This is a genomic window from Chryseobacterium shigense (genome assembly GCF_900156575.1).
Classification (GTDB): domain Bacteria; phylum Bacteroidota; class Bacteroidia; order Flavobacteriales; family Weeksellaceae; genus Chryseobacterium; species Chryseobacterium shigense.
The window spans coordinates 157,302-181,827 of record NZ_FTNY01000005.1 but is presented as its reverse complement, the minus strand read 5'-3'; the positions used below and the strand labels follow the sequence as shown (position 1 = coordinate 181,827).

Below are 24,526 nucleotides of genomic sequence, written 5' to 3'. Positions count from 1 at the left end.
TTTTTATATCACGCGAAAAATTCACTGCTGACCATTCACAATTCACATTAAATAATTTATACAAATGCACTGAATCCGGTGATGGATCTTCCTACAATCAGTGAATTAATCTCTTTTGTTCCTTCATAAGAATAGATGGCTTCCGCATCGGCCACAAATCTTGCGACATCATATTCAAGGAGAATACCATTTCCTCCCAATACTTCTCTTGCTCTGGAAACAATATCTCTTGTTCTCAAAGTACAGAAAACTTTGGCCAGCGAAGCATGCTCATCCTTTAAAATTCCTTCATCCTGCATTTCAGACAGCCTGAAAACCATGGTCTGCATGGCCGTAAGATTGGAAAGCATTTCTACCAAATGTCCCTGAATCATCTGAAATGACGCAATCGGTTTTCCGAACTGTTCTCTTGTTCTGGTATATTGCAGGGCACTTTCGTAAGCCCCTCTTGCACAACCAGTAGCCATCCAGGCCACTCCCGCCCTCGTCATACGCAATACTTTTCCGGTATCTTTGAATGAATTGGCATTTTGCAGGCGGTTTTCTTCCGTGACCACACAGTCCGTTAAAGTGATCAGCCCGTTCTGCACAATCCTCAATGCCATTTTTCCTTTGATTTTTTCAACCGAATAGCCCGGATTATCTTTTTCTACGATAAATCCTTTCACCTCTCCACTATCGAGATCTCTAGCCCAGATGATGATTAAATCAGCAAAAGTGGCATTTCCAATCCATTTTTTCTGTCCATTAAGGATCCAGCCTTCTTCTGTTTTTTTACAGGTCACGGTAAGGCCACCCGCAGCTCCGGATCCTACTTCCGGTTCTGTAAGTCCGAAAGCTCCTATTTTTTCAAATTTCTGCATTTGGGGAAGCCATTTCTGTTTTTGCTCTTCTGATCCGCAGATATAAATAGACCCCATCGCCAATCCGGACTGAACGCCGAAAAATGTAGCGATAGAAGCATCGATTCTCGCCATTTCCATTGCAATCACCCCTTCCATCAGAAAAGGCATTCCCGGGCAGCCATATCCTTCATAAGTGACGCCGCAAATATTCAGTTTCTGGAATTTTGGAATGAGTTCAAATGGAAATTCGTCTCTTAACCAGTAATGATTTACCAAAGGCTTTACTTCTTTTTCCATGAACGCTCTTACTTTAAGCTGAATCTCACGTTGCTCGGGAGTCAAGGTATGGTAGATATCATAAAAATCCCCATCAATGGGAGGAAGTTCCCGTTTTTTCTTATGAGGATCAAGCATTTTCATCATTCCGTTCAGCTGTTTATCATCCAGTTTGGAGAAATTCTGCATCAGCTTGGGCAGATCAACTTTTTGAGAAATAGCACTCAGCTGATCAAAATCTATCGACCTGAATAATTCTAAAGCATTTCTGATTTTGGAAAAAGTATTTGACATAGTAATGTTTTGTGGGGTTGATTTGTAAAAGTTAAGCAAAAATTGCTCCGAAAATAAGCCCTCAAAGGATAATCTATTTTACAAAACACTCATTTACAATTCATTAAAATGGAAATATTTCTTTACAATTTTTTTACGGTGGATTTTCAAACATTACATACGATCCTTACAGAACTTTGACCTAAGTAAACCCACAAAAAAATCAACGCTATGAAAACGACTTACATTCAACTATCCCTGTCAGCAGTTCTTTTATTAGGAATTTATTCGTGTAAAAAAGGAGAAGTGGCCGCCACAGAAGTTTCTGCTTCAGATTCTACTGTTGCCACGGTTACAGACAGCGTTTCTTCTGCTGCCACTATGGAAGTAAAGGACAAACAGTTCATTAAAACAGCTGACGTGAATATGGAAGTCAAAGACGTGTACGAAGCAACGGTTTCCATTGAAAAAACAGTTCAGGATCTTGGAGGATTTGTGACGCACAGCAATCTTCAGAGCAGTATCCTTTCAGAGGACACCTACAATACTTCCGATCATGAAGCCATGCTGATCAAAAAATACCACACAGAAAATACTATGCAGGTACGTGTTCCTACGGAAAAACTAGGTGAACTGCTTACAAAAATTAATGATAAAAAAGTATTCCTCAATTACAGAACCATCAATGCGGAAGATGTAACCTCCAACATCAAGTATGCTGAAATGGAAGGCAAAAGAATTAAAAAAACAGGTGAAAATATTGATCAACTTAAAACGAATAAAGACAAAGTAAAGCTGGACAATGACAATATGGCGGAAGGAAACCTGCAACAGCTAGCCACTATGGATACTACCGATAACATCAAATACAGCACAATAGACATTTACATCAAAGAGCCTAAACTTCGTATCGCTGAAATTGCAGTAAGCAATACCCGCAACATTGACAATCAATATAAATTTAATTTTATCTATGACGCTAAAAATGCTTTCGTAGAAGGGTTTTACCTGATTCAAAAGATCGCTGTGGGACTTATCACTATTTGGCCTTTAGTCTTAATCTTAGGTGCCGTTCTTTACTTTTTGAGAAAAAGAAAATTGACAAAGACTGAACACAAAAAAGTTCAGGAATAACAAAAGCAATCCTAACCAGCTGGTTATCATCATAATTTTAGATTTTACAGACCTCCTTTTCCGGGAGGTTTTTTATTTTTTCAAAAAAAACTGTAACGATCATTGTACTCCCCTTACCTACTGATTAAAAGAATAAATAATTAAAAACTTTAATCATATGAAAAATTTAGTACAACTTGGGTTCGCAGTATTGTTATCAGCAACCTTTATGAGCGCAAAAGCTCAGAACGCGAATGCAGAAAACAGCACACTCTGGGAAATTTCCGGAAACGGTCTTACCCAACCTTCTTATATTGCAGGCACCTTTCATGTCATGTGCAGCAAGGATTTTGAGATCAAACCTAAAATAATGAAAGCTCTTGAAAAAACTGATCAATTTGTGATGGAGATCAATTATACAGATCCCGCTGAAATGACAGCCCTGCAGAAAATGTATCAGACAGATAAAAAACTATCAGACCAGCTTACTCCTGCGGAAGCAAAGGAACTGGATAAAGTCCTCGCTGACTATGGAACAGATTTAAAAAAGATGGATAATTCCAGTTCACAGGCATTGTATGCATTGATTTCGATGAAAGCCTTACCGTGTCCACAGAATGACATAAAAATGTATGAAATAGAACTTCTCAAAAATGCAATGAAAAGCAAAAAGAAAGTTTCCGGACTTGAAAAAGTAGAGGAGCAGATGACCTCCATTAATAAAGCTTATGATCTGAAAGCCGTGATCAACCAGTTAAAAATGGGAAAGGAATATGAAATTCTGCTTAATAAAATGGTCACTGCCTTTAAAAAAGAAGATGTACAGTCCCTTTATACCCTCTTTAAAGATGATAAAATAATGAATGCCAAGCAGGAAAAAGCCATGCTGACGGACAGAAATAAAAACTGGGCAGAAAAAATGCCTGAGATGATGAGAAAAGAAAGTTCTTTCTTTGCAGTAAGAGGCGCACATCTTATGGGTGACAATGGCGTGATCCGTCTCCTGAAAGCGAAAGGATACACCGTAAAACCTGTATTAAGCTTATAATGTGTAACCAAACCATGAAATCATCGTGAGCAGTCAAACTGAAACCGCTTTTTTAAAGCTCGTCAATCAGCACAAGGGCATTTTGTTCAAGGCTTCCCGTATCTATGCGGATTCTTTAGAAGACCGGGAAGACCTGCAGCAGGAAATCCTTATTCAGCTGTGGAAATCTTACCAAAACTTCAAGGGGAACAGTGAATTTTCAACATGGATGTACCGTGTAGCCATCAATACCGCCATCACTTATTTAAAAAAAGAAAAACAACGGACAAGTAATCAGACGGATACTCCCCATCACTTTGAAGTACAAACCGAAGACTACAATCCGGCGAAGGACAAGCAACTGGAAGTCTTTTACAGTGCAGTCCAGGAACTCAAAGCCCTTGAAAAAGCCATTATATTTTATTTCATGGAAGGAATGTCTCACAAAGAAATCGGAGACAACCTGGGACTGAGCGAAGGCAACGCCCGTGTAAAGCTAAACAGAACCAAAGAAAAAATACAGCAAATCATAAAAAAATCAGGCTATGAATTTTGATCAATTAAAAGAACAGTGGAATAACGAAGACGACAGCAGCCTCACTATTCCCAACACCATAGAACAGCTAAAGAAAAGTAAACATCCTATTGAAAAGATCCAGAAAAGTATGAAAGCAGAATTTCCCATGCAGGTCATTGCCGTGATTCTTATCGCTTTCTTTCCGCAGCAGCTCCATTTTCCGGAATCTCAGTATATTATTTACTATACCTCATATGCGATGCTCGTGGTGATCTCCTCTTACTATCTGTTCGGATTTTACAAATTTTATAAACAGACCGAGCTGTATGACGGAAACACCAAAAACAGCCTTTGGAAAATATACCACGAACTGAAACTGAACATGGAAAGATACCAGTCTTTCGGATTCCTGCTTCTTCCTCACTTTATGATCACATTAGGATTGGAATTCTATAATATACTGGAGAAAAAAGGAAAGTCTTTAGGAAATTTCGCTGATTCTTATCAGCAGGTTTTAATCATCAGCGTTCTTATCGGAACCGTCGCAATTGTAGCCGGTATTGTGCTATGGACAAAATACATCTACGGAAGAAATGCCAAACGTCTGGAAAACATCCTGAACGAAATGGATGAATAACTTCAAATTACCTGCAAAACCTGGGGAAAACATGAAGTTTTTTTAACGCAAAGCTTCCTCTTCTTAATGTTTAGTTTAAGGAAGGCAAAGACTTTGACTGCGTCACTGATGAAGCTATCGGTAAAAAGCATCTGCTTCATCGAATCCATGAAATTGATTCCGCCTTTGCTTCCCTTTATAAATAAGATAATCAATTTCTTTGCGTCAAAAAAAACTTATCTGCTCTATCTGTACAATCTGCGAGAACACGTCACTATAACTTTCCCTGGCTATCTTTCATCCATCAATAACCATGAAACCTCAGACCTGATCTGGGGTTTCTTTTTTAAAAAAATGTTATTTATCGTGCTCAAATTTATCTGAGGTTTTATTTTTCCTTAAATTTGCACATCAGAAATAAAATGATATGGATTTAAAACATTTGATCCAGCCTTTCTTTTCTGAACCTATCTAATTTCTAACATATGCTATCAAAAATAAATCCTATACAAACCAATAGCTGGAAAGCGCTTGACGAACATTTTGCAGATAATGACTTTGATTTAAGAAGTCTTTTCCAGTACAATCCTGAACGTTTCAAAGAATTTTCTTTGCAGAGAGATCATTTCCTTTTTGATTATTCTAAAAATCTGATCGATGCAAGAACCAGAGAACTTTTACTGCAATTGGCAGAAGAATGTCAGCTGAAAGATGCTATCTCAAAAATGTTTTCCGGAGACAAGATCAATGAAACAGAAGGAAGAGCCGTACTGCATACCGCTTTGAGGGATTTTTCAGATAAAGAGATCTTGGTAGACGGTGAAAATATCAAGCCTCAGATCAGAAGAGTTCTTGACCAGATGAAAGCATTCTCTGAAAAAATCATTTCAGGGGATCACAAAGGTTTCAGCGGAAAAGAAATTACCGATGTGGTGAATATCGGAATCGGAGGTTCAGATCTTGGTCCCGTGATGGTTTGTTCTGCTTTAAAGCATTTTAAAACCAGATTAAACGTTCATTTTGTTTCAAATGTTGACGGGAACCACATTGCTGAAACCGTTAAAAAACTGAATCCCGAAACAACATTATTCATTATCGCTTCCAAGACCTTTACGACTCAGGAAACGATGACCAATGCCAATTCAGCGAAAGACTGGTTTTTGAAAGCAGGAAAAGAAGAAGATGTGGCGAAACATTTCGTGGCTTTATCCACTAATGTTGAAGCTGTTAAAAAGTTCGGAATTGCTGAAGAAAATATTTTTGAATTCTGGGACTGGGTAGGCGGAAGATATTCTCTTTGGAGCGCTATCGGTTTAAGCATTGTTCTGGCAGTAGGATACGATCATTTTGAAGAACTTCTAAAGGGAGCTTCTGATACTGACCAACATTTCCAGACTGCTGATTTCTCAGAAAACGTTCCGGTACTCATGGGACTTTTAGGGATTTGGTACCGTAATTTCTACGCGGCAACAACGTATGCCATTCTTCCTTATTCTCAGTATCTGGACAGGTTTGCAGCTTATCTTCAGCAGGGAGACATGGAAAGCAACGGAAAATGCGTAGATAGAAACGGAGAATTTGTAGAATACGAAACAGGGCCTATCATTTGGGGAGAACCGGGAACCAACGGACAACATGCTTTCTACCAGCTTATCCATCAGGGAACTGAACTAATTCCCGCAGATTTTATCGCCTATGTCAAAAGCAGCAATGCTGTTTCTGATCACCAGCCTAAACTTTTAGCCAACTTTTTTGCACAGACTGAAGCACTTGCCTTTGGAAAATCTGAAGAGGAAGTAGAGCAGGAATTAAGAAATGAGGGTAAATCTGAAGAAGAAATAGACCGATTACTGAATTATAAAGTATTCCACGGAAACACCCCTACCAACTCTATATTATTCAACGAATTAACTCCTTTTTCATTGGGCCAGTTGATTGCGATGTATGAGCATAAGATTTTCGTTCAGGGCGTTATCTGGAATATTTTCAGTTTCGACCAGTTCGGGGTGGAATTAGGAAAAGTTTTAGCCAATAAAATTCTTCCCGAGCTTGAAAACAATGAATCGATCAAGTCTCATGACAGCTCTACAAACGGACTGATCAATTATTATAAAGGAAATAAGTAGCAGATGTCTGCATTACGATCATATTATTATAAACTTCCTCCCGGTCTCAGACTTTTGGGAAGAAAGATCTATTATTTCCCGATAGACCTCTACGAAGGTCTTACCGGGAAAAGATCCAAGAATGAACCTAAAAAAGGAGATATTTATGTGGGAGGCAGCGACTTTATTCCTCATGGGATTCGTCAGGTGAATGCGCTGAAAAAATACATTGACCTGCAAAACACAGATCATGTCCTGGATGTAGGATGCGGAATCGGAAGAACCGCCGTAGCCCTTACAGGAGTGATTGATAAAGGAACTTATGACGGCTTTGATGCCGTAGAAAAAGGAATCAGCTGGTGTAATAAAAATATTGGTCAGAAACATCCGAATTTTAAATTCAAGTTTACCCCGATTTATAATGATCTGTACAATACTTTCAGCCAAAAAGCAGAAAACTTTACATTTCCTTATAATGATGCACAATTTGATAAAGTATTCCTGTTCTCTGTTTTTACACATATGCAGATTCCCGAGATCAGAAGATATCTGAGTGAGATCAGCCGGGTTTTGAACAGCGGCGGACAGTGCCTGGCCACGTTCTTTCTGTATGATGATTCCAAAACGGAATTCGGCACCATGCCTTTCCCCCATCAATATGAAGGCTACAGGCTGATGGATGATAAAGTGACCGCAGCTAATATTGCGGTAAGTATTCCTCTACTGAATCAGATGGCTGCAGAAGCCGGTTTAAAAGTGACCACAGTAAAAGAGGGATTCTGGAGAACGAATGTAGACAAGGAAAGTGCGGATGAATTCCAGGATATTGTTGTATTCAATAAAATCTAAATAAAAGTAAAAAAAGTAAAAATGGCAGAAATTCTTGACGGACTTAAAGTATCCAAAGAAATCAAAGCGGAGATCAAGGTTGAAGTGGAAAAGATCCTTGAAAGCAAGAAAAGAGCACCACATTTGGTCGCCATTCTTGTAGGAAACAATGGAGCGAGCAAAGCGTATGTAAACAGTAAAGTAAAAGACTGTGAGGAAGTAGGATTCCGTTCTACGCTTGTTAAATTCCCAAGTACAGTTTCTGAGTCTGAATTATTGGAAAAAATCGATGAGCTTAATAAATCTAAAGCAGTAGACGGTTTCATCGTACAATTACCTTTACCGGACCAGATCGATCAGGAAAAGATCATTCTGGCTATTGATCCAAGAAAAGATGTAGATGGTTTCCATCCTGAAAACTTCGGAAAAATGGCTTTGGAAATGGACACGTTCCTTCCCGCTACTCCTTTCGGAATTTTGACATTATTGGAAAGATACAATATTGAAACTAAAGGAAAAGACTGTGTGATCATCGGAAGAAGTAAAATCGTAGGAAGACCTATGAGTATCCTGATGGGAAGAAAAGATTTCCCGGGGAACTCTACCGTGACTTTAACACACTCTTACACAAAAGACATCGAAGAATATACAAAAAAGGCCGATATCGTCATTACTGCTTTAGGTGATCCTCACTTCTTAAAAGGAGACATGATCAAAGATGGCGCAGTAATCGTAGATGTAGGGATTACAAGAGTAGATGATGACTCTCCGAAAGGATACTACCTGGCAGGTGACGTAGATTTTGACAGCTGTGCAGCTAAAGCAAGCTGGATCACACCAGTACCGGGAGGAGTAGGCCCAATGACAAGAGCCATGCTGATGAAGAATACCATCATCGCATACAAAACTTCGGTCTATAACGACTAATTTTAAAATGAATAAAGAAGAAGATATTTTATTAAAAGAAGGTAAAATGCTCCCCGTAATGGAGCATTTTTACACTTTACAGGGAGAAGGAGCCCACACCGGAAAAGCATCCTATTTCATCAGATTGGGAGGCTGCGACGTGGGATGTCACTGGTGTGATGTAAAAGAAAGCTGGGACCCTAACCTCCATCCATTGATGAATGCAGAGGAAATTGCCGAAACGGCAGCAAAACACTGTAAGACTATTGTGCTGACGGGCGGAGAACCGCTGATGTGGAATCTGGATATTCTGACCTCCAAATTAAAGGAACTGGGATGTACCATTCATATTGAAACTTCAGGAGCATATCCGCTAAGCGGACAGATCGACTGGATCACCCTTTCTCCTAAGAAAACAGGACTTCCGAAAGAAGAGATCTATCAGCAGGCCAGTGAACTTAAAGTAATCATATTCAATCAACACGACTTCACTTTCGCACAGGAACAAGCTGCGAAGGTTTCTGAAAAGTGTAGACTGTATATGCAGAGCGAATGGAGCAAACGTGATGAGATGTATCCCAAGATTACCGATTTTATTTTGGCCCATCCGGAATGGCAGGCTTCCGTTCAGACGCATAAGTACCTGAATATCCCTTAAAGCTTTGATTTAGGTTATTTTTTTATCTATAATAAATGTTTTTATGGACCGAAGCATTCAAGTAGTAGAATGAAGGTTTATAATATTCACCTTATATAGAATATACCATAAAAAATATGTACCTTAGCTCTTCGTATCCGTTTAAACACCGATAGATGCAGAGAATTCGATACTCTAGATATTTGAAATCGATCATTATTTTGCTTGACCTTATGGTTATTGCATTTATCTTTGTATTCTTTTTTATAAGCAGAAATGAAGGCTTGCGATACCACAAAGAAACTTGGTATGAGAATGTTTTTTCGCTGATCTTACTTTTTTTGTTCTGGATGCTGCTTAGTGGCAGGACAAAAATCTATAATATTCAGAGGAATCTCACCTATACATTATTTTTGGAGCGGCTTCTAATCCATTTCCTTTTTTTTATACTGGGCGTTCTCCTTATAGGGAGAGTCAGTAAGAATGTATTTTTCAATTCGGATATTTATTGGCTTTCATTTTATCTTTTTTTCTTTATTTTCCTTGCAAAATCGGTTATTTATTTTGCCATCAAATATTTCCGTTCTCTGGGTATTAATTACAGAAATGTAATGTTTCTGGGAGAAACAGGATCTACTGAGATTTTAAAGAATATATTTAAAGACCGGAAGGATTATGGCTATAAAATTTTTGATTATGAACCGTCCGATATAATTCCCAATGAATTAGTGGGCTTCTGGAAAAAAAATGGAATTCATACCCTGTTTTTATCTGCAGAAAATACTTTTAGTGAGGGGGTAGAACAAGAAATATTCAAATTAGCGGAGGATAACAAGGTTCACATTTCATTGATTCCGAGTATTTCGCAGAGCGATTTTTTCCTCTATGATCTCGGATACATTCAAACACAGCCTGTTCTGAGCCAAGCCAAGTACCCGCTGGATTTTTATTCTAATTTTTTGGTTAAAAGGATTTTTGATATTGCTTTTTCCCTTACAATCCTGGTTTTGCTCTGCTCCTGGCTATTTCCCATTATTGCTATTTTAATAAAATCAACCTCTAAAGGTCCTGCCTTTTTTGTTCAGAAAAGATATGGCTTCCATGAAGAGGTTTTTTCGTGTCTGAAATTCAGAACGATGGTCATTAATGATGAATCTGCAACAAAAACCACGGAGGAAAACGACTCAAGAATCACAAAAATCGGGAAATTTCTTAGGAAAACCAGCCTGGATGAGCTTCCTCAGTTTATCAACGTTTTGAAAGGGGAAATGTCTATCGTGGGACCCCGGCCGCACATGCTGGCTGTTGACAATTACTATAAACCCAAGATTGGAAGATATAGCTTAAGAAGTATGGTCTCTCCCGGCATTACGGGTCTTGCTCAGGTAAGCGGATTGCGTGGAGATTATGGAGATGTGGAAGTAGAAATGAAGAAAAGAGTACTGGCAGATACATTCTACGTAAGAAACTGGAGTTTTGTTTTAGATCTGGTGATTGTTTTAAAGACCGTAATATTAGTAATCAGCGGAGATAAAAACGCAAAATAAATCAAACAGAAGGCTGAGATGAAGAGTAAGGAATCATATTTGCTTCTAAGGTTAAATAAACCTCAGGTATTCCCCTGGGCCTTAACTTTAATTAAATAAAAAAAGTCTAATTTAGCAGCATGTTAAAAAAGTTTTTTACAGCAGTAGGAGAATACATTATCCTTCTAGGTAAATCCTTGCAGAAACCCCAGAAAATGAGGGTTTTTTGGAAGCTGTTCATGAGAGAAATTAATGATCTCGGCGTCAATTCTTTTGGGCTTGTGATCTTCACTTCTATATTTGTGGGGGCGGTAGTCGCTATCCAGATGTTCAATAACTTTGCATCTTCCTCTTTTCCTATCCCGCCTTCCTTTGTGGGATATGCCACCAAAGCCGTTTTGGTTCTGGAGTTTTCTCCAACCATTATCAGTCTTATTCTGGCAGGGAAAGTAGGATCATATATTGCATCAAGTATAGGAACCATGAGAGTTTCCGAGCAGATCGACGCATTGGACATTATGGGGGTGAATTCTCCCAACTTCCTGATTTTGCCTAAAATTTTCGCCTGTGTTATTTTCAATCCACTCCTTATTGCCATCAGTATCGTCTTCGGTATTGGCGGTGGACATCTCGCCGGGATGCTTACAGGAAACTGGACGGAAAACGACTATATTACAGGAATCCAAATGTATATGCCGAATTTATTCGTGTATTATGCCTTTGTAAAAACTACGGTATTTGCCTTTATCATTGCTACTGTTCCTTCTTATTTCGGATATAACGTAAAAGGAGGATCACTGGAAGTAGGTAGAGCCAGTACACAGGCCGTAGTATGGACTATGGTATTTATTATCATTTCTGAATTAATTTTAACCCAATTAATATTAAGCTGATGATTGAGGTAAAAGATCTTAAGAAGAGTTTTGGCGATGTTGAAGTACTGAAGGGAATTTCGACTTCTTTTGATAAAGGAAAAGTCAACCTGATCATCGGACAGAGTGGCTCTGGAAAAACCGTTTTCCTGAAAAGCTTACTGAATGTGTATCAGCCTTCATCAGGAGAAATTCTTTTTGACGGTACAGATATCAATACGATGACCAGAGACCAGAAGCAGCATCTACGTTCAGAAATCGGAACGGTATTTCAGGGCAGTGCCCTTTTTGACTCGCTTACGGTGGAAGAGAATATTATGTTTCCGCTGGATATGTTTACCAATCTTACGTTCAGAGAAAAGAAGAAGAGGGTTTTTGACGTTATAGGCAGAGTACATCTTGATAAAGCAGGCAGAAAATTTCCTTCCGAAATTTCAGGAGGAATGCAGAAACGTGTAGCCATTGCAAGAGCTATTGTGAACAATCCGAAGTATCTCTTCTGTGATGAACCCAACTCTGGTCTTGATCCTTACACCTCGAATATTATTGATGATCTTCTTCTGGAAATCACGCAGGAATACAACACCACAACGATCATCAATACGCATGATATGAACTCTGTGATGACCATCGGGCAGAAAATTGTATACCTCAGATTAGGGATCAAAGAATGGGAAGGAAACAAAGATGTTCTGATCACGGCAGGCAATAAAAATCTTATTGACTTCGTTTATTCTTCAGAACTGTTTAAAGAACTGAGAGAATATTTACTTGAAAATAATAAAACGATTGAAAATACAATCACTAAAATAGATGATAATGAAAAAGGTACTTAGTATAGCATTAATCGGTTTTTCAATGTTTGCTTCTGCGCAGATTTCACTGGCAGGAAAAGCTAACCTGATCTTCCCTACAGGCTCTCCTTCATGGAAAAACATTAAAGGAACAGTGAACGAAGCCGTTGAAGGAACAGGAAAAAATAATGCAGGTTTTAATGTGGGGCTTTCATTAAAAGTAGGGCTTCCGGGTTCATTCTACGTGATGCCGGAATTATACTATACGCACTTCAAAAATGAATTCACCACAGAGAATACCACTTTTGACGTAAAAAGCAACCGTCTAGACATGCCTGTTCTTCTGGGACATAATGTTTTAGGGAATATGCTTGGCGTTTTTGTAGGGCCAGTGGCCAGCTACAATTTAAGCAAAGACAATACCTACAACGATTTCAAGGAAAACGTTAAAAATAATTTCACGGTAGGCTACCAGTTTGGTGCGCAGCTTGAAATAAAAAAGCTGATCGTCAATGCACGATATGAAGGGTCATTCAGCAAGGATGAAAGAAACTTCATCAATAAAGTTTCTGGTTCGGAGATCAGATATGACAACAGACCTAACCTGTTTTTGGTAGGTGTGGGCTACAAGTTTAAATAATTTGAAAAGAACAGCTATAAAGAAACCCTCAAATTTTAAATTTGAGGGTTTTGATTTTGTTGACGGAGCTCTGCTTCACGTTGGGCAATTTCTGCCGCCTGTTTTTCCAGTTCTTCCTTGTCTTTTTGCAGTTGTTTGAATTCTTTTCTTTTTTCTTCAGCCTTCAGGGCGCTTCCTTTGCTTACATATCCTACCATTCCGCCAATAATAAGACCTATTCCTACTCCTGCCATCACTCCCATCATATGGGAGATGGTAATTCCGCCTACGGTAAAATCCGTGGTCAGATAAAAAAGCAATGCTGAAACGGCTAACAGTATAAGTCCGGTAATTGATAAACTTTTCATAAATATTGTGTTGAGTGGTTTATAAAAAAAGCCTTACCCAATTTAGTGAAAACTCAATAAGGCTTTATATAAGATTAAAATTCTATATCATTATATTTTTCCTCCTGCAGCTTTATAGTATTCTAAAGCTTTTGGAAGGTTTCTGTTGATATCTGAAATTCTGGTCTCAGGATTCGGGTGGGTAGAAAGGAATTCCGGCTGTCTCGCTCCTGAAGATGCTCCTTCCATTCTATTCCAGAAAGGGATAGCTTCTCTAGGGTCATATCCTGCCATAGACATCAGATACAGTCCCATCTGATCTGCCTCCGACTCCTGGTTTCTTCCGTATTTCAATAAAGCAACCTGTGATCCGATAGGATACACTTGTTGAAAAATACCGGCCCATTGCGAATTGGAAATGGTTCCTCCCAAAATAGAGCCTCCATACTGTGCTACCATTGCCTGAGAAATTCTTTCATTTCCGTGTCCTGCCAATGCGTGTGAAACTTCATGTCCTAAAACAACAGCAAGGCCATTATCATTTTTCGTTACGGGAAGAATTCCTGTGTATACAGCAACTTTCCCGCCAGGCATACACCAGGCGTTCAATTCATTACTTTGCAGAAGATTAAATTCCCAATTGTAGTTGGCAAGATCCGCTGATCTTCCTATGCTCTGATAATATCTTTCTGCTGCGCTTTTTATTCTGCTCCCTACACTCACTACTCTTTTGGCATCTGCAGTCCCGGAGATAATTTTAGATTTAGATAAGGTCGTTTTATATTCCTGAGAAGACATTGTCAGTATTTCCGAGTTGTTGGCAATCTGTAAAGAAGACCTACCCGTAATCGGATTTGTAGTACAAGCTACAGTTGACAAGGCAACTGCTCCTATTCCTAATAGATGTGTAAATTTCATATTTCGAGTGTTAATAATTCAACATTTACAATTTTTATTCCAAAACGGTCGAGAAGGGATATATTTGCATACATTTTGCTATTTAAATTTAACAATAATTACGGTTATGAAAAAGTATATTTCACTTATATTTATTTTTGGATTTCTTTTCTTCTTTCAAAGTTGCTCTTCGCAGGCTTCGGTAGACTCCAAAACAGTAGACGCACTGGTAGATTCCGAAGAATTTACTTTTCATGCTCAACGGGCAAACCCTATGAACTACGAAGTGATTAATGTAATGGGTTCTATTCAAAATGCACCTTCCGCAAGAATGCTTCAACTGGATGGTGAAAATTACACCATTGAACTTAAGAAAAATAATTTGGAAGTCGTTCTTCCTTATTTTGGAAGATTATTCAACGCCTCTTACAATACTGCGAATAACAGTTACCGCTTTATTTCAAAAGATTTCACAGTCACTAAATCGCAAAACAAAAAGGGAAACTGGACGGTAAAGATCAAACCTACAGATGTGGGAAACGTTGATGAAATTAATATAGAGATTTTTAAAAACGGGAAAGCATTTGTTTCTATGAGAAGTAATGACAGACAACCGATCACCTATGATGGATATGTTTCAAAAAATGAAGAAACAGCTAAAAAGAAAGATGAACTTTAATCTTTAGATAAGAATTTTTCAACAAATATTTTTGCTTCAGAGCTTGGATTAGAAACCATTTCTGAAGCATTTTTTTTGTGGTGCAGATAGGCTTCTTCTACCGAATGGCTTCTTTTCATCATCGCCAGAATATACTCCTGAACCCAATATTCAAAGCGTTTTTCCGCCTGTTGGGTACGAACCTCATGAAAGCGGTTGCTTTTGTTTTTCAGATCTATGAATTCATAGATTTTGGTATAAACCTCACCCAGACCCTCATTATAAAGTGTAGAGCCTAATAAAACCGGGATCTTCCAGCCTTTCTCTTTGGGAGGAATAAAGTCAAGGGCACGTTTCAACTCCAGTCTTGTATTTTTTGCTTTCTGAAGATTGTCCTTATCTACTTTATTGATAAAAATAAGGTCTACCATTTCCATAATTCCTCTTTTAATCCCCTGCAGCTCGTCTCCACCACCAATGATCTTCAAAAACAGAAAAACATCGGTAATATCAGACACCAGTACTTCTGACTGCCCTACCCCTACGGTTTCGATCAGAATATAGTCATATCCAGCCGCTTCGCAGATCATCATGGTCTCAAAAGTAGTATTGGCAACTCCTCCCAAAAATCCGGAACTTGGGGACGGACGTATAAAAGCATTTTCTTCTTTGGCAAGCTCTTCCATTCTGGTTTTGTCTCCCAAAATGCTTCCTTTGTTGATGGAAGAACTGGGATCAATAGCCAGAACAGCTACTTTCTTTCCATTAGCAATGGCCAGTCTTCCGAAATTTTCAATAAATGTAGATTTTCCGGCACCTGGCACTCCTGTGATCCCCACTCTGATAGAGTTTCCGGTAAGAGGCATGATGTGTTTCAGTAGTTCTTCTGCCTGAGTTCTGTGTTCAGCTTTTTTGCTTTCAACTAATGTAATAGCTTTTGCGATCAGACGTTTATTTCCTGACCGTATTCCATCGATGAGTTCTTCTGTAGAAAATTTCATTGATTCAAAAGTATAAAAATAACCTTCAAACTTCCATACAAACAGGCATTAATTTTATTTTTTCTAAATTAAAACTAGCCGTCATTTCATTGACAGGATAGGGAAATTCCTACATTTGTTAGGAATCAAAATAAAGAAACATGAAAAAAATATCTGCTGCTGCACTACTGACCAGCATTCTACTAACGTCTTGCACACCGAAAGCCTCCACAGCCGCACCTATGGGACCTGCTGTTTCTACGGCAGAACAAATAGCACAGGGTAAGACCATCTTTGAAAATGCTTGTGGAAGATGCCACAAGTTACCAGATCCGGCAGCACATACCTCTGTACAATGGGTAGGAATTATGAATTCTATGGCTCCTAAAGCAAAATTGACAGATGAACAGCATCAGTGGGTTTATGACTATATTGTTTCCGTGAAAAAATAACCAACCAAATCAAAATAAGGGTATGAAAAAAGTAATCTTAAGTATGGCGGCAGGTGCTCTATTAATGGTATCATGCGGGCCTAAAAGTACTGCTGTAACAGGCCCCAAATATACTGCGTCTGAACAGCTGGTTCAGGGGAAAACTATTTTTGAAAACTCATGCTCCCGGTGCCACAAACTTCCTGATCCTGCCAAGCACGATGATCAGGGATGGGTCAAAACATTAAGCAGAATGGCTCCTAAAGCTAAATTAAGCGACGAACAGCACCAGATGGTTTATGATTATCTGATTTCTGTGAATAAGAAGTAGTGTTTTAGAGTTCATGTGAGTTAGCGTTGGAGAGCACAGGTATACATCACTCATAACTTATAACTCATCACTCATAACTCTCTACAGCTTATTTTAAAACTATTCCCAATCCGGGTTTTCCGGATTGGATTATTTTTCCATTTTCTACATAATTTCCTACCGCCGGATCATTGGAGATCAGGTTCGCTCCATCCAGATCGGCAAAATCTACAAGTCCTGCGAGTGCACAGCCTGCGGAAATACCAACGGTAGATTCTGTCATACACCCGATCATGATACGATATCCCAACTCTTTTGCTCTTCTGATCATTTCCAGCGCCGGAGTCAGACCTCCGCACTTCAGCAGTTTGATATTGACACTTTTATAGTAAGGCAGCAACTCATCAAGAGCGTTAAGGTCCTGACAGTCTTCGTCTGCCATCCAGTTTACAAAACTTTCTTTATTTAATATTCTGTAATTTCCTATTGGTCTTGGCTGTTCCAGATATGAAAATTGAGTCATCATTTTTGATTCCTGAAGCCAGAGGCAATCCTGATCTGTAAAACTGGCATTGGAATCTAATGCTATATTCCTATTTAACCTTAATAATTTTTCAATATTGTCTTTATTCAGTCCTTTACATTTTACTTTAAACCTGTTCCAGCTGCTGTTCTCTATTTTCCTGATCTGATCCTCAATATCCGCTACGGAAATAGTAATGGAACTTTCTATTAAGTCCTGAGAAGGAATATGATTCAGCTCAACAAAGCTTTTGTTTTCCAGCTTTCCAAACAGATCCCAATAGGCACAATCCAAGGCAGACATCAAAAATGGATGCAGCCTGAGCCCTGAAAGAAAAAGAAAAAATTCTGTAGGATGGGTAATTGTCTGTTTTTCAAGTAAAGGTTGTATTTCCTTTAATCTGATGATAAAGTTCTTCAAATCTATGTGATAATAATCTATAGCAACACATTCACCATATCCTTTACTGTCTAAATAAGTTAGTTCTACAAGCAAAGCTTCTCTTTTGTCATAATTTCCATAGGCAATGGAGAAAGTCTCTTTTAGCTGAAGCGTTTTATGTTCAAAATACAGTTTCATCTCTTAAAGCTACAAAAATAGAAGACCTATTTGGTCTTCTATTTTGATAATTGTCTAAAATTTCGCGTATTTATAAATCTTAAAACAGGATGTTTTTAAACATTGATTGTATCAATTGTCACGCGCTTATTTCTTATATCTCTATCATTTTTCGGGGCTGTAATGCACTTGGGAAACCTGTGTTTTCGTATTTTGAGGCACTTAACTAAGCAAGTGACTCAAAATACTATATATAAATTTGTGTTTTGAAGGAAAAAATGCAGTCCCTACCCGATTATTGAAATAATATTGTTACAGAACTCTTTGTAATGTTGTAAATAAAACCTTTTCATTATTAAACTGCACTACTTGATATAAGAATCTATAAAATCTATAAGTATCCGGGATCGTTGTTCCGTTACCTATAGAAACTCTTACGGATAAAAATAATTCTGTTACTTCAGCAAGAAAATTAGTCCCGTTAACCGGTGCTACGGATGTACCTGATCCCGCTGGTCCCTGCCAGTAAACAATATCATTCGCATCTATTCCCTGTTCTACATTTGGAGCCATGCTAAGACCTATGAGCTGACGACCTTCATTTACCGAATGTGCAGCCGTATTAATATGGACCACAACCGTATTTCCTGATACATTTTTCAAAATTGGCTTATATAAGTTCGCATTTACAGAAATAATATCAAACATAATCCCGTCAATAAAGGGCATTGTAGCCCCATATTTAACGTTATCTGAAAAATATTTACCCGAGGTCATCGCACTGGCATTGACAAAATAAGTATTGGCGGAAATTCCTCCGATATCAAGTGTACTTCCTTTACCTACCTCTGCATTACAGGACTGCCCTCCAATACTTATAGGAAAAGTAGTACTTACAGGGCTGGCCACCGTAGAAGTTCCTGATACTGCATAGACCAGATTTCCGGGACCCGTATTGAAGTTTCCGGATATAAGGGTGGCTGTAAGTCCGTTTATAGGTCCTATGGTCTGGGCAGGATATGTTCCCCCGTTTCCTCCTACATAAGGAATTGTCATCGACCCATTGTAGGGTGTTCCTACTGTATAAGAATAGGGTGATAAACTTGCACTATTACATGTGATAGCTCCCAAAGTCCCCACATTGGTAGAGGAATTATTAAAAGTTCTCCATTCTGTTCCGCTCCAAAAAACATAGCCGGTATAATTAAGCCCTGCCGTTCCGGTATTATAGATTAAAAGACCTTTAGCCGGTGAAGGAATAGTGGTCTGATCTGTGGCACTTTCTAGTGCTATTCTAGGTAACAGGACCCCTTTATCAGAGGATGCAACATCAAGCTTTGCACTATTATCAGGAGCAGTTATACCTACTCCTACACTGCCTGTATTGGTTACAACAAAATCATTATTTTGCTGGTCTGCTGACGGAATCCCCGTAACGGGATTATCCCTGGCTCCGTCTACATTAAAAATCCCCTGAGGATTTGAAGTATTGATTCCTACTTGCCCAAAAGAATAGAATGATAGTAACAAAAAGGATCCAAAAAAAAATTTTCTCATAATGTTGTTAGTTTAATTTGTCTTGTCGCAAATCTATACTATCAGGAGAAAATCCAGAGAAAATAAGGGTACTCACATATACTCATGTAACTAAAAACCAGTAAATTATATTCATTATAAACAAAATGAATTAAAAATTATTGATAATGTATAAATTCGTATCTATCTCAATGGGAATATTTAGTTTTTTACGTATTCTATATTTTTTATTTTCAACAGATCGTATGGTAGAATTTGTAGCCACAGCAATTTCTTTGGTACTTAAATTAAGATGTAACAGCGCACATATTTCTAATTCTGACGATACAATATTGGGATGAGCCTTTAAAATATTTTCAAAAAAATCGGGAAATTGAGATTTAAAATAAACAATAAATAAAGAATTTCTTTCCATTGCCAACTCATAAAGATTTCGGGAAAAAGGTATTTTATCCGTCTTTTTTACAAGCTCATTTAATTTTTGCTTTTCTACGTGAAATTTAATGATGAGTTTCTCCTTCCGATGGACAAAATAAATTCCGGTGAATGTGCATAATGAAATTTCAATCACTTTATAAATCCTCACATAATATTGCTGGATGGGAGATAAATGTTGATTTAAAGAAGAGAATAATGAATGATCAAAAAAAACATTAATTAAAAAAAAAGCAGTGTAGATACCTATGAGTATAAAGATAATAGTCTTGTCTTTATCATAATTAAAAAAAAAGCCTAAAACCATCGTTAATGATATATAAGACAGATAATTCATGACCCCTTTTCCACTGACGATATCACAATAGAATACGACTAATCCTAAAGAGAAGAAAATCAGCGTTAATACCTTCTTATTAAATCTTATTTGATTGGGTAACAGGAATGTAAGAGCCATTAATACCGCCAGCCCAAAAAAAGCTAATGAATATACAGGCTGTGCAACGAAAAACAAATTTAAAATACAATTACATAATAAAATAACGATAAGAACAAGGGTATAAGCGTCGAATAAATGGCTTTTCTCACATCCTATTTCATCCAATCCATTACGGCTTTTTATAAAAGAATAAATATACCCCAGCATACCACATTTATTTATTAACAATACCCTCCTGAGAGTCTTTACAATACAAAATTAAGGATTTATATTTTTTATTCATTCAATTCCACAGCCTATTTTCAAAAAGTAAAAAGGCCGGAATTTCTTCCAACCTTGTTTACTTTTTTCCCCTTTTTTTAGGTTTTACTATTTTATTTATGACAATTTTCCTGCGACTCTTCAAAAAATCAATCACATCCTGATCATAGCTGTATTTTTTTGCCTCTTTTAAAGGTTCAAGTGCCTTTTTATATTCCCATCTGATCTCAAACAGTAATGATTTCTGAATCAATATCCGTACTTTATCGATGCCTTTGAGTTTTAAAGCGTAATTGATCAGCTTTTCGGCCTCATCCAGATCTTCATTGTCCAGCAGACATTTGATATAATGGGGTAAGGTATTAAGATTACCTACATTACACTGCATTGCTTCTTCGAAATAGATTTTTGCTTTTTCGTAGTCGGTCAGCATTTCACTGTATATCCTTCCCATCAGACAAAGGCTGTCTGCATCTTCAGGGTCATAGGACAGGGCATAATTCAATGCTTCCAGGCAATCCGGAAGACTATATGGATAATTGTCCAGTGCTTCAAAATAATATTTACTTTTAGTTAAGGTCATGTCTGTCGTTTTTTAATTCTTTTTTCAGAATATTTCTCTGTTTTTTAAATGACTTATCCTGATGATTCTTTTTAAAATCTGTTCCGGAAAATGTACGGACCGGATTTCCTCTCTGCACCTGCAAATGATTGCTCCAGGTGTCCTGCATTCTTTTTTCCATCTGTTTGATATAAATTGCGGCTACTTTTTCTTTCAGTCGCATAATGGCCAGCTTTTTATTCTCCAGCTGCGACCGTGAATCCTGCGCGAATACCCATTCTCCGGTGGGTACATGAACTGCCCGCACTGCTGTATTTACTTTATTCACATTCTGGCCGCCGCTTCCCTGGCTTCTTGTAGTCTGAAACTGAATATCTTTTTCATTGAAATTGATCTTCTCCAACCCTTCCAGCTCGAAAACACCGATAAACCAGTTGCTTCTTTTATGGAGTTTCCTGAATGTACTTTTCCCGGTCCAGCATATGCTTCCTAACCATGTTTTTAGAAATGCATCCAATTCTTTTGCTTTTAAAAGTAAGGTTGCAGACTTCAAAGTCAGGTTTTCATCGCCATTTTCACGGTGAATAATTTCGTAACCGATTGTATTTTTTTTCACTTCTTCAAGAAAGACTTTCAGTACTTTAGCGGTTACCCACTGGCATTCTAAAGGTCCCCTTCCTGAGGTTATCTGTATGAGTTTTTCCATTTTAATCTACTTTAGGGATTTCATTTAATTTCGGATGACCAACAGGATCAATTCCTTTTTTCAGCAAGTCTTTGGCGGCCATTACAGCCCAGCATTTATCACTGGAATGGATGTTTCGGTAAAAAGTCAGCAAAACATCAGGCTTAACAACAGTAAAACCATTGATCTCAATGGTATCCAGATCATTTTTTTCAAAGAAATCTATGGTGATTCTATGAGATTTACCGTTTTCCAGTTCTTCCGTTTTCTCATATCTCCTGAAATTTTCTTCACTATGAAGATGATCATACCGGGTCCATACTTTCTGAAAACCTTCCCGTTGAAGGATCATGACTGCTTCTGCTGCATTTTCTTTTTTCACAAAAACATCAATATCCTTATGGTCGTGGGCATGTTTGTATTCCGTATGTCCTTTTTCTGACATAAAATGCCAGGCCCAGCCACCGGATATAGTGACTTTGTTTTTTAATTTATTCAAAATTTCAAGTCCGTGCCGGATTCTAAACTCCGGCCAGACTTCTCCGTATCTTTTTATGTTATGAGGTGCTCCCATTTTTTTGTTTTTTTTTATTGTTAGCTACTGGTTCCCGGTTGTCAGTTGAAAATGATGACTGATCACCAGAAACCTGCAACTAAAATTTATTTATCCATTCTCACAATCCGAGGTTGAAATGTTCCGAGAATATCTACCAGTTCGCTCTGTGCATTCATTACTTCATGAATGTCTTTATAAGCCATTGGTGCTTCTTCCGTATTACCACCCATCAAAGTAACTTTCTTTAGCTTCAGTTCTTTTTTGATGTCATTCTGGGTAAAAAGGCTTCTGCATTCTCCTCTGGAATGGGCTCTTCCGGCTCCATGTGACGCTGAGTTCAGAGCATCGGGATTTCCTTTTCCGCGGACGATAAAACCTTTTGCCGTCATGGATCCGGGAATCATACCCAGTTCATTTTCATGGGCAGGTGTTGCCCCTTTTCTATGAACAATGACCTCTTTTCCGTTGTGAATTTCTTTCCAGGCGAAATTGTGGTGATTTTCGATTCTCGCCTTCACTCTTCCCCCTATCGCTTTTACAAGCCTTCTGTGGATGTCATCGTGACAAGCGGAAGCATAGTCTCCGGCAAGATACATCGCCGTCCAGTATTCCAGGCCGAGATGGGTATTCAGATCCAGCCAGGCAAATTGCTGGGCTTCTTTTGGCAATGGGCACTGATCTGCCGCTACTCTTGAGTAATACTGCGCAATCTCAGCTCCCAAACCTCTTGATCCGCTATGCGAGAGGATTCCCAGGTATTTTCCTTTCGGCAGCCCGATCTGGTCCTCTTCTTCGGTAATTTCCACTTCTCCGAATTCCACAAAGTGATTTCCTCCCCCGGAAGACCCCATCTGCTTAATAGCTTTTCCTTTTAATCTTCTTAAAATCGGGATCATATCGAAGGTATCTCTTTCAAAGATTTCATGGTCTATGTGAGATTTATGGGTTTCGTACATCCCGAATTTGGTGTGTTCGGCAAGCGCTTTTTCATATTTGTCTCTTGCTCCGTCCAGATATGAAACGGGGATATCCAAAATACTGAGGCTCATTCGGCAGCCGATGTCCATTCCTACTCCGTAGGGGATCACTGCATTTTCTACAGCGAGAACGCCCCCTATCGGCAGCCCGTACCCGCTGTGTGCATCGGGCATTAATGCGCCCTGTGTTGAAATCGGAAGTTTTAAAGCTGTATACAGCTGGTTTTTTGCTTCTTCCGAAATATTGTTTCCAAAGATCTGGAAGGAAGCACGCTGGGTGCTGAGCATTCTTTTTTCTGTTTTTCTGGATGAAAGCAGTGATTCTGCGATCTGTCCGAAAGTCAGGTCTTTTTCAAAGTTCTCGGGATTGAGGAGAATGTCTTTCAAAATAGATTTTACGTGATGAATATTCTTCGTTGCAAAATTTCTTTTCATGACCTCCAAAGCGACATTAACGCTTTGATTATTTGGATAGCCGAGTTTTAATATATCTTTTCCTTTTAGTTTTAAATTTCCCATTGTTTTAATTTTAAATGATATTGGACCTTATAAGTCCTCAAAATAGTCTGCAATCTCCGTTGGAGATATGATGCAGTTTGAATATTTCCTGCTTTTGATAAGTTCGGTTTCATATTCCTTTTTCCAGGCATTTGATTTACCGTTAATAGTTTTTTGAATAATCCCCGCCACTTTATACTGGCTGATATATGATTCTATTTCAGCATATTCCTTTTCAATTTCTGCGTCTACAGGTTTGTAGTGTGTAATCATATGGGGTCTTATCCGTAGAGTAAATCTCCAGGGTTCAATGAATTCGTAGTAGGTTTCATTCCTTTTTCTGAATGGATGGTATTCTTCTCTTTTAAGAAAATACTGTCTTTCTCTGGGGATAAGCCCAAACTTTGGATCTGTCCATGCATAGGAAGAAATAGTATTGAGTCTCTGAGGTTTTTCCACATATATTCTTCGTCCGAACTTTCTTCTCTTTTTCAGAAACAGCCGGCTCTCGGAATACAGGTACGTGTTGATCTTCTTCAGAATTCCTTCATAGAAATCTGCATCTTCAGATCTTTTCACATCATCACTCAGCACAAAAAATCTTACAAAACCTCTCTGATAGGGATTTTCCAGTGGAATCCACGGAATATTCCTTCTGAGATTCCAAAGCTCTTTACTACGTTGATACTTTTTTCTTATCTGTTTTTCTACATCTTTTTTACCTGTTCTTTTTCTGCTTCTTGCGCTTCTGAGGCGGTGAAACAGAAGGTTTTTATTTTCCATTAATGATAAGACATAAGATGTCTGGTACAGCATCCAAAAGCCTGGACTGTTTGCATCTTTTCTTATTCAACTAAATTTTAAGTTGATTAGTTTTGCGATAATGAACAGCATGAAAGATGATCGTCGATGATCTTTT

General features: G+C 38.3%; 27 protein-coding genes. 15 read left to right on the top strand and 12 right to left on the bottom strand.

All coding sequences use genetic code 11. The annotated features are described in order from the left end of the window. Positions 1 to 56 precede the first annotated feature (56 nt). Positions 57 to 1,415 carry an acyl-CoA dehydrogenase family protein gene (locus tag BW964_RS17915; RefSeq protein WP_076509239.1) on the bottom strand — a complete coding sequence of 453 codons (1,359 nt, stop codon included), beginning with the start codon at positions 1,413 to 1,415 and terminating at the stop codon, positions 57 to 59. Between the two features lie 210 nt (positions 1,416 to 1,625). Here BW964_RS17915 and BW964_RS17910 point away from each other — a divergent pair, with 210 nt between their 5' ends. From BW964_RS17910 to BW964_RS17850, 12 genes are all read left to right on the top strand, one after another. Continuing rightward, positions 1,626 to 2,528, top strand: a complete 903-nt coding sequence (locus BW964_RS17910; RefSeq protein WP_076509237.1) for a DUF4349 domain-containing protein — start codon at positions 1,626 to 1,628, stop codon at positions 2,526 to 2,528. A gap of 157 nt (positions 2,529 to 2,685) precedes the next feature. Then, positions 2,686 to 3,555 carry a TraB/GumN family protein gene (locus tag BW964_RS17905; RefSeq protein WP_076509235.1) on the top strand — a complete coding sequence of 290 codons (870 nt, stop codon included), beginning with the start codon at positions 2,686 to 2,688 and terminating at the stop codon, positions 3,553 to 3,555. 25 nt (positions 3,556 to 3,580) lie between these two features. Then, entirely contained in the window at positions 3,581 to 4,090 is a 510-nt protein-coding gene (locus BW964_RS17900) for an RNA polymerase sigma factor (protein ID WP_076509233.1), read from the top strand. Further along, entirely contained in the window at positions 4,080 to 4,688 is a 609-nt protein-coding gene (locus tag BW964_RS17895) for a hypothetical protein (RefSeq protein ID WP_076509231.1), read from the top strand. The genes BW964_RS17900 and BW964_RS17895 overlap by 11 nt, the downstream gene beginning before the upstream one ends. A 464-nt stretch (positions 4,689 to 5,152) precedes the next feature. Further along, positions 5,153 to 6,793: a glucose-6-phosphate isomerase gene (gene pgi, locus BW964_RS17885; protein WP_076509227.1), complete on the top strand. Its 1,641-nt coding sequence runs from the start codon at positions 5,153 to 5,155 to the stop codon at positions 6,791 to 6,793. A gap of 3 nt (positions 6,794 to 6,796) precedes the next feature. Continuing rightward, positions 6,797 to 7,621 carry a class I SAM-dependent methyltransferase gene (locus BW964_RS17880; protein WP_076509225.1) on the top strand — a complete coding sequence of 275 codons (825 nt, stop codon included), beginning with the start codon at positions 6,797 to 6,799 and terminating at the stop codon, positions 7,619 to 7,621. 21 nt (positions 7,622 to 7,642) lie between these two features. Further along, positions 7,643 to 8,527, top strand: coding sequence for a bifunctional 5,10-methylenetetrahydrofolate dehydrogenase/5,10-methenyltetrahydrofolate cyclohydrolase (locus tag BW964_RS17875; RefSeq protein ID WP_034701320.1), 885 nt, complete (start codon positions 7,643 to 7,645; stop codon positions 8,525 to 8,527). Between the two features lie 7 nt (positions 8,528 to 8,534). Next, the gene (locus BW964_RS17870; protein ID WP_076509223.1) at positions 8,535 to 9,164 is read left to right on the top strand and encodes a 7-carboxy-7-deazaguanine synthase QueE; all 630 of its coding nucleotides are present in this window, start codon (positions 8,535 to 8,537) and stop codon (positions 9,162 to 9,164) included. A gap of 155 nt (positions 9,165 to 9,319) precedes the next feature. Next, positions 9,320 to 10,690, top strand: a complete 1,371-nt coding sequence (locus BW964_RS17865) for an exopolysaccharide biosynthesis polyprenyl glycosylphosphotransferase (protein ID WP_076509221.1) — start codon at positions 9,320 to 9,322, stop codon at positions 10,688 to 10,690. A gap of 119 nt (positions 10,691 to 10,809) precedes the next feature. Next, positions 10,810 to 11,562: an MlaE family ABC transporter permease gene (locus BW964_RS17860; protein WP_073328944.1), complete on the top strand. Its 753-nt coding sequence runs from the start codon at positions 10,810 to 10,812 to the stop codon at positions 11,560 to 11,562. Continuing rightward, the gene (locus BW964_RS17855; protein ID WP_073328942.1) at positions 11,562 to 12,377 is read left to right on the top strand and encodes an ABC transporter ATP-binding protein; all 816 of its coding nucleotides are present in this window, start codon (positions 11,562 to 11,564) and stop codon (positions 12,375 to 12,377) included. The genes BW964_RS17860 and BW964_RS17855 overlap by 1 nt, the downstream gene beginning before the upstream one ends. Continuing rightward, the gene (locus BW964_RS17850; protein WP_076509219.1) at positions 12,361 to 12,975 is read left to right on the top strand and encodes an outer membrane beta-barrel protein; all 615 of its coding nucleotides are present in this window, start codon (positions 12,361 to 12,363) and stop codon (positions 12,973 to 12,975) included. Before BW964_RS17855 ends, BW964_RS17850 begins: the two co-directional genes overlap by 17 nt. A 35-nt stretch (positions 12,976 to 13,010) precedes the next feature. Here BW964_RS17850 and BW964_RS17845 read toward each other — a convergent pair whose 3' ends face one another. Continuing rightward, on the bottom strand, positions 13,011 to 13,322 hold the full coding sequence (locus tag BW964_RS17845) for a hypothetical protein (RefSeq protein WP_073328937.1): 312 nt from the start codon (positions 13,320 to 13,322) through the stop codon (positions 13,011 to 13,013). A gap of 90 nt (positions 13,323 to 13,412) precedes the next feature. After that, entirely contained in the window at positions 13,413 to 14,219 is an 807-nt protein-coding gene (locus BW964_RS17840; RefSeq protein ID WP_076509217.1) for a M48 family metallopeptidase, read from the bottom strand. Between the two features lie 106 nt (positions 14,220 to 14,325). Here BW964_RS17840 and BW964_RS17835 point away from each other — a divergent pair, with 106 nt between their 5' ends. Next, positions 14,326 to 14,877 (top strand): DUF4251 domain-containing protein, encoded by a 552-nt coding sequence (locus tag BW964_RS17835; RefSeq protein WP_076509215.1) that lies wholly within the window; start codon positions 14,326 to 14,328, stop codon positions 14,875 to 14,877. Here the strand turns inward: BW964_RS17835 and meaB are convergent. Further along, complete coding sequence (meaB, locus tag BW964_RS17830) at positions 14,874 to 15,857, bottom strand: methylmalonyl Co-A mutase-associated GTPase MeaB (RefSeq protein WP_076509213.1); 984 nt, start codon at positions 15,855 to 15,857, stop codon at positions 14,874 to 14,876. The two genes, BW964_RS17835 and meaB, sit on opposite strands and share 4 nt — an antisense overlap. Before the next feature lie 140 nt (positions 15,858 to 15,997). Between meaB and BW964_RS17825 the strand changes: the two genes are divergently transcribed. Both BW964_RS17825 and BW964_RS17820 read left to right on the top strand, forming a co-directional pair. Next, complete coding sequence (locus BW964_RS17825; protein ID WP_076509211.1) at positions 15,998 to 16,288, top strand: c-type cytochrome; 291 nt, start codon at positions 15,998 to 16,000, stop codon at positions 16,286 to 16,288. Positions 16,289 to 16,310: 22 nt separating this feature from the next. Further along, on the top strand, positions 16,311 to 16,598 hold the full coding sequence (locus tag BW964_RS17820) for a c-type cytochrome (protein WP_076509209.1): 288 nt from the start codon (positions 16,311 to 16,313) through the stop codon (positions 16,596 to 16,598). An 88-nt stretch (positions 16,599 to 16,686) separates the two neighbouring features. Here the strand turns inward: BW964_RS17820 and BW964_RS17815 are convergent, their stop codons facing one another. The 8 genes from BW964_RS17815 to BW964_RS17780 all read right to left on the bottom strand — a co-directional run bounded on the left by BW964_RS17815 (position 16,687) and on the right by BW964_RS17780 (position 24,423). Then, a complete protein-coding gene (locus tag BW964_RS17815; protein ID WP_076509207.1) occupies positions 16,687 to 17,679 on the bottom strand; it encodes an enolase C-terminal domain-like protein in 993 nt (330 codons plus the stop codon). A gap of 291 nt (positions 17,680 to 17,970) precedes the next feature. Next, the gene (locus tag BW964_RS17810; RefSeq protein ID WP_076509205.1) at positions 17,971 to 19,215 is read right to left on the bottom strand and encodes a hypothetical protein; all 1,245 of its coding nucleotides are present in this window, start codon (positions 19,213 to 19,215) and stop codon (positions 17,971 to 17,973) included. A gap of 130 nt (positions 19,216 to 19,345) precedes the next feature. Then, entirely contained in the window at positions 19,346 to 20,233 is an 888-nt protein-coding gene (locus BW964_RS17805) for a helix-turn-helix transcriptional regulator (protein WP_123911972.1), read from the bottom strand. 175 nt (positions 20,234 to 20,408) lie between these two features. Beyond that, positions 20,409 to 20,912 carry a tetratricopeptide repeat protein gene (locus BW964_RS17800; RefSeq protein WP_076509202.1) on the bottom strand — a complete coding sequence of 168 codons (504 nt, stop codon included), beginning with the start codon at positions 20,910 to 20,912 and terminating at the stop codon, positions 20,409 to 20,411. Continuing rightward, positions 20,899 to 21,597: a peptide chain release factor H gene (gene prfH, locus BW964_RS17795; protein WP_076509200.1), complete on the bottom strand. Its 699-nt coding sequence runs from the start codon at positions 21,595 to 21,597 to the stop codon at positions 20,899 to 20,901. Before prfH ends, BW964_RS17800 begins: the two co-directional genes overlap by 14 nt. 1 nt (position 21,598) lies before the next feature. Continuing rightward, positions 21,599 to 22,150 carry a nucleotidyltransferase family protein gene (locus BW964_RS17790; protein WP_076509198.1) on the bottom strand — a complete coding sequence of 184 codons (552 nt, stop codon included), beginning with the start codon at positions 22,148 to 22,150 and terminating at the stop codon, positions 21,599 to 21,601. Between the two features lie 86 nt (positions 22,151 to 22,236). Further along, entirely contained in the window at positions 22,237 to 23,628 is a 1,392-nt protein-coding gene (locus BW964_RS17785) for an RtcB family protein (RefSeq protein WP_076509197.1), read from the bottom strand. Between the two features lie 27 nt (positions 23,629 to 23,655). Continuing rightward, positions 23,656 to 24,423 (bottom strand): hypothetical protein, encoded by a 768-nt coding sequence (locus BW964_RS17780; protein WP_228437940.1) that lies wholly within the window; start codon positions 24,421 to 24,423, stop codon positions 23,656 to 23,658. Positions 24,424 to 24,526 lie beyond the last annotated feature (103 nt).